Here is a 5,339-nt window from a genome sequence, read left to right on the forward strand (position 1 = left end):
CTGGCCGCCAAAGACACTGCCGAATCCAAGATCCTGGCTCTGGCCCCTGAAAATATTTTCTTCTATTTTTTCCAGCTTTAACAGCCAAAGCAATTCTTCCAGAATATTTCCGTCATAGCAGACATTCATTTTTGTTTCCTTTTTTCATGGGCTTAATCACTACTAATGGTTTTTTTATCCAGCACTTCACGTATTTTTAGGGAAAGATTCTTCATCACTATCGGCTTTAATATAAAACCTTTAATGCCCAGAGAGGCTGCCTTTTCTTCAGACATGGTTTCACTAAAACCAGTGCAAAGCAATATGGGAATATCAGCGCGTATTTTGGTCAATTCAACTGCAAGTTTGTCTCCCGGCATATTGGGCATTGCCATATCGGTGATGACCATGTCAAATTTATCAGGATTTGCACGAAAAGCTTCAAGAGCTTCAATACTGCTGGTACGCGAGGTAACCTGATATCCCAAACGATCCAGCATCTGTTTTTCCATTGTAATGATTGCCTCTTCGTCATCAACCAGCAGAATTCGTTCATCGCCTGGTTGGATAAGTTCTTCCGTCTGGATATTTAGTTCTTCAAAAGAATTTTTTTCTATAGGAAAATAAACATGAAATTTTGTTCCTTTGCCCGGCTCGCTGTAGACCTGGATCGCACCCCCCATGCTTTTAACAATACCATGTACAACGGAAAGGCCCATACCTGTACCTTTTCCTTGTTTTTTAGTGGTAAAGAACGGGTTAAAGATTTGATCTGTTATATTTTTTTCCATCCCAATGCCTGTATCTGTTACTGAAAGGCAGGCATAACTCCCTGGTTCCATATCAGGCGTTATCAGGTCAAATTCACCTAACTGGACTTGGTTGAGGCTTACTTTCAGTTTTCCGCCTGTTTCTTCCATGGCATGATACGCATTGGTCGTCAGATTCATTATTACCTGATGAATTTGCATTGGATCAGCTTTAATCACACCACAGTCAGCTTGAATATCCTGTTTGATCTCAATTGTTGTTGGAATTGAAGATCTGATAAGTTTTAATACTTCCTTAATAAGATATTGTATCTTCATCAGTTTTAATTCGCTTTTTTCCTGGCGGGAAAATGCAAGAATTTGTTTTACCAGGTCCCTGGCTCTTATGGCTCCGGTATAGATCTGGTTAAGGCTGGTGTGAAAGGGACTGTCCTCAGGAATATCTTCTAATAACATTTCTGTATGCCCCAGGACAGGGAAAAGAATATTATTAAAATCATGGGCAATACCGCCGGCAAGAGTACCGATGGCTTCCAGCTTTTGGGTTTGAATTATCTGTTTTTCAAGTTTTTCAAGTCTTTTTTTAGATAAAATTTTTTCAGTTACATCCCTGCCAATGCCTGTGATGTAAGGTTCACCACCATCATCCGGTTTGACCAGGAAACTTTTATACTCAAGATAAATCTTTTCCTTGTTTTTTTTGAAATAGCAGGCAATGCTTTCATGATATCCCTGATTTTTGACCACTTCCAGATACCGGCTGTTAAAATCGGATTGAAATTCCGGTTCCATGAAATCGGATGCCTTGCGGCCCAGAAAATCATCCATATCATAGCCAAAGAAATTTTGTATGACCGGGTTTGCTGAAGTAAAACGTCCTTCCATATCTTGTGTGTATATGAGATCGGTTATAGAGTTAAAAAGGTTTTGGAATTGTTTTTCTGATTTTAATAGTGCTGTTTCAGCCTTTTTACGGCCCATCAGCATCTTGTTCGTCAACACCGCTATCTCTTTGAATTCCTTTAATTGAAGATCATCTGGATTTATAGTAATCGAATCAACACTTGTTTTTTTCAAAAATAAAGAAAAGGTTTCAATCGATTTTTGAATTTGATTTGAAATACGGTTTGACCAGAAATAAATCAGACATAATAACACTGCCAGAATTAAAACACTTCGGGTAAGTTTATTTTTAACTCCATTATTTAATGCAGCCTTATTTTTAGAAATAGTTTTTTCAATGGTATCAAGATAGACACCCGCTCCAATCGTCCATTTCCACTCGGGGATCCCTTGAACGAATGAAATTTTTGGGGATGGAACCGATGTATTTAATTTGTTCCAGGAATAATAAACAAACCCGCCTTCAGGGTTCTCAACAGCTTTTTTTTGTTCCTGGATAATTTTCACGCCGTTTGGATCTGTAAGATTCCAGATACTGCCATCCCCCCTGGTAATCTTGCCATTGGAGAAAAGCGACTCTCCTTTAAACGTACTCCCGAAAAAATATCCCTCGGTCTCAAACCTTAACTCTACAATACGATTAAGAACTTCCGCCTTAATTTGCTTTTCATAATCATCAAGATAATCGCCTGCACCAAAATACCAGTCAATTGATTTGAAATACTTTACAAAAGATATTTTAGGATAGGTTATGGATGGATCTTTGTCAGGTTTTGCCCAATAATGTTTAACAAAGCCTTCACTTTTTCTTTTGATAATTTTAATTTCATCCTGAATGACAAAATTCCCCTTTGAATCCTGTAAGCCCATCATATTTTTCCCCTCGAATTCAGGCCTGACAGGATATAATTGCTCAACCCCTTCCATTGAAACAGCAAAATAATATCCGCGTCCGCCATTAAATCGAATGGGCCTTAAAGCGTCCTTAATCATTTTTTTAATCTCAGGAAGATCCTTTGAGTCAATATTTTGCTGATAGATATTCATTGCTATCTTATGGGCTTCATCAACTCGTTCTTTAAGTGCGAATTCAAATTTTTGTTCAGACAGTTTTTTCATGTCATTTATATACTTTACAACACTGGCAACTTCTTTTTTTAACATGGATTTTTGATCTTTGATATGCTCAGTGCGTAAAGAATCCGATTCAGACTTGAAAACAGAATATTCACCTTGTATCCAGATCAGGGACCATAGTCCAATAGAAGCAAAGACGATAAGAATCATTTTGTTTAAAAATTTAGTCTGAATACTTGAGTTGTCTTTCCACATACTACACCTTATTTAATGTTTTATTTTTCTTTCCACCGGTTAATTTTTTCAAAAGCATTTTCAGCAGTTGCCAGCAATGTTTTGATTTTAACGGGTTTTTTAAAATAATCATCAAAGCCAGCCTCACGACAATCTGAAAGCTGAAAAAGGGATGCATAGCCTGTTACAGCAAAGATCATGGCCATGGGCATATCCTTTCGAATAGCCTTACACAGTTCAATGCCGTCCATCCCCGGCATATTGAGATCTAAAAACATGACCTGAATTTTGTCCTTTTTCAGAAGTTCCAAGGCTTCTTCACCACTCCCGGCAGATTTTACTTCATAACCGGCTCGCGAAAAAATTTGTTCCATCAAGATGGTGATGGCTTTTTCATCGTCAACGATTAAAATTTTATTCTGAATCATACCCTCTCCTTTTGTGATTTTATCGTTTTTTTAAGTTACCCTTGTGATGCTTCACTGATATCAACAATATTTCCCTTAAGATAGCTTTTTGTTCTGTACTTTGCGACCCTCATTAGTTTTTTTGTGATTTCACCTAAACAATGAACCTGTTCATTGATTCTTTCGACAGTCTCATATTGAGGGTTATCTTCGGATATGTCCATTAGTAACATTTCAGAATATCCGGAGATAACCATTAATGGCTGGTTGAATTCATGGCAGACTGCCCCGGCCATTTCAAGAACACCTTGAAATTTTTCTTTTTCAGCCAAAGCATTCTGCAATTCAACCATTCGTTGCCCGACATTGATGCGGGCTTGCAGTTCATCCTTATCATAGGGTTTAACAATGTAATCGTTGGCTCCGGAATCAAGCCCTTTTGCAATATCCTTCTTATCTCCTTTGCCGGTTAAAAGAATGATATAGGGCGGTGTTGTTGTTTCCTCCTGCCGTACGATACGGCAAACCTCTATTCCGTCTTTGTCCGGCATTATCCAATCAAGCAGTACCAGCTTTGGCGCATCAGCATCCAGTAATCTGTCAATGGCATCATCCCCGTTGGAAACACAGATAACATCATATCCCCATTTGGTCAGTATTGCTTCCAAAATACGACGGGATGTTAAATCATCCTCAGCTATTAATATTTTCATGGAATACCTCTTTTAATATTATAAATTGTTTTTCAAGCTTTGGAAAAAAAGAAGCGGCCTTTTTTAAATCTTCATCACTTGCGGATATTTCGATCTGATAGGCAATATTCTGCAAACCAATAGCGCCTACATTGGCAGAAGATCCTTTTAGGGTATGTGCTTCCCGCTTTATGACCAGGGTATCATCTTTATCAATACCCTTATGTATTTTGTCTATTCTTTTGGGAGTTTCATTTAAGAACTCGTTAAAAATATCTTTTGCAAGATCTTCATCATTCATGATTCTATCAAGAAAGCCTGTCCAGTCTAAAATTTCTTCTTTGACTTGCTCTTTTTCCAAAGGAGGGGATTTGTTTTCATTCCGGGAAGAAGAATTATGTTTTGGCAACCACTTTTTCAGCATATCAGCCAGCAGCGATGGTTGAAACGGTTTGGTCATGTAATCATCCATCCCGGCTTTAAGACATTTATCCCCGTCCCCTTTTGTAGCATGGGCTGTTAACGCAATTACAGGAACCTTATGATCAATTACTCTGGATTGTGGGTTGCGAATCTGTTTTGTTGCCTGGTAACCATCCATCTGCGGCATTTGACAATCCATAAGAACAATATCGTACCGGGTCTTTTCCAGGGCCTGCACGGCTTGCTTTCCATTATAGACAGGATCTGCGATGTAGCCTAATTTACTCAGAGTGGCCAATGCAACCATTTGATTTATTTCATTGTCCTCGGCTAAAAGAATTTTAAATTTTAAATTTTGGTTTTCAGAAACTGTGTATTGTTTTTCTAAAACCCGCTGATTTGTTTTGCTATCATCTTTAATCAATATTTGTTTGCCCTTAATTTCAGACTGCTTTTTGAAAATTGCTGTGAACCAGAATTCAGACCCTTTGCCTTCTTTGCTAATAACCCCGATTTGTCCGCCCATAAGTTCACAAAGCTGTTTTGAAATTGTTAATCCAAGGCCTGTGCCACCATATTTTCGGGTGGTTGAGCTGTCTGCCTGGGAAAAGGATTTAAAAAGAGTTTTAAACCTCTTTTTTGGGATACCAATACCTGTGTCTTTGACACTAAAACGGATTGTGGCCTTTGAGGAGTCCTCATTCTCCATGGCAATATTAACTATTAGTTCCCCATTTTGAGTAAATTTTATGGCATTACCCACAAGATTTATCAATATCTGGCGCAGCCGTCCCGGATCTCCCTTAAGAAACAGGGGGACATCATGATGAATCATTGTAAGATATTCCAATCCC

General features: G+C 38.3%; 4 protein-coding genes and 1 pseudogene. All 5 read right to left on the reverse strand.

The window, feature by feature from the left end; genetic code table 11:
* Positions 1-129 (reverse strand): annotated as a pseudogene (locus tag K8S13_RS25685) (acyl-CoA thioesterase II); the annotation flags it as partial.
* Between the two features lie 23 nt (positions 130-152).
* Positions 153-2,984 carry a cache domain-containing protein gene (locus K8S13_RS10255; RefSeq protein WP_291462349.1) on the reverse strand — a complete coding sequence of 944 codons (2,832 nt, stop codon included), beginning with the start codon at positions 2,982-2,984 and terminating at the stop codon, positions 153-155.
* A 20-nt stretch (positions 2,985-3,004) separates the two neighbouring features.
* Positions 3,005-3,391 carry a response regulator gene (locus tag K8S13_RS10260; protein WP_291462350.1) on the reverse strand — a complete coding sequence of 129 codons (387 nt, stop codon included), beginning with the start codon at positions 3,389-3,391 and terminating at the stop codon, positions 3,005-3,007.
* A 35-nt stretch (positions 3,392-3,426) separates the two neighbouring features.
* Positions 3,427-4,083 carry a response regulator gene (locus K8S13_RS10265; protein ID WP_291462351.1) on the reverse strand — a complete coding sequence of 219 codons (657 nt, stop codon included), beginning with the start codon at positions 4,081-4,083 and terminating at the stop codon, positions 3,427-3,429.
* Positions 4,064-5,339: ATP-binding protein (locus K8S13_RS10270; RefSeq protein WP_291462352.1), on the reverse strand; the 1,276-nt coding region annotated here is incomplete at its 5' end. The genes K8S13_RS10270 and K8S13_RS10265, both read right to left, overlap by 20 nt.

The organism is Desulfobacula sp., from assembly GCF_021107415.1.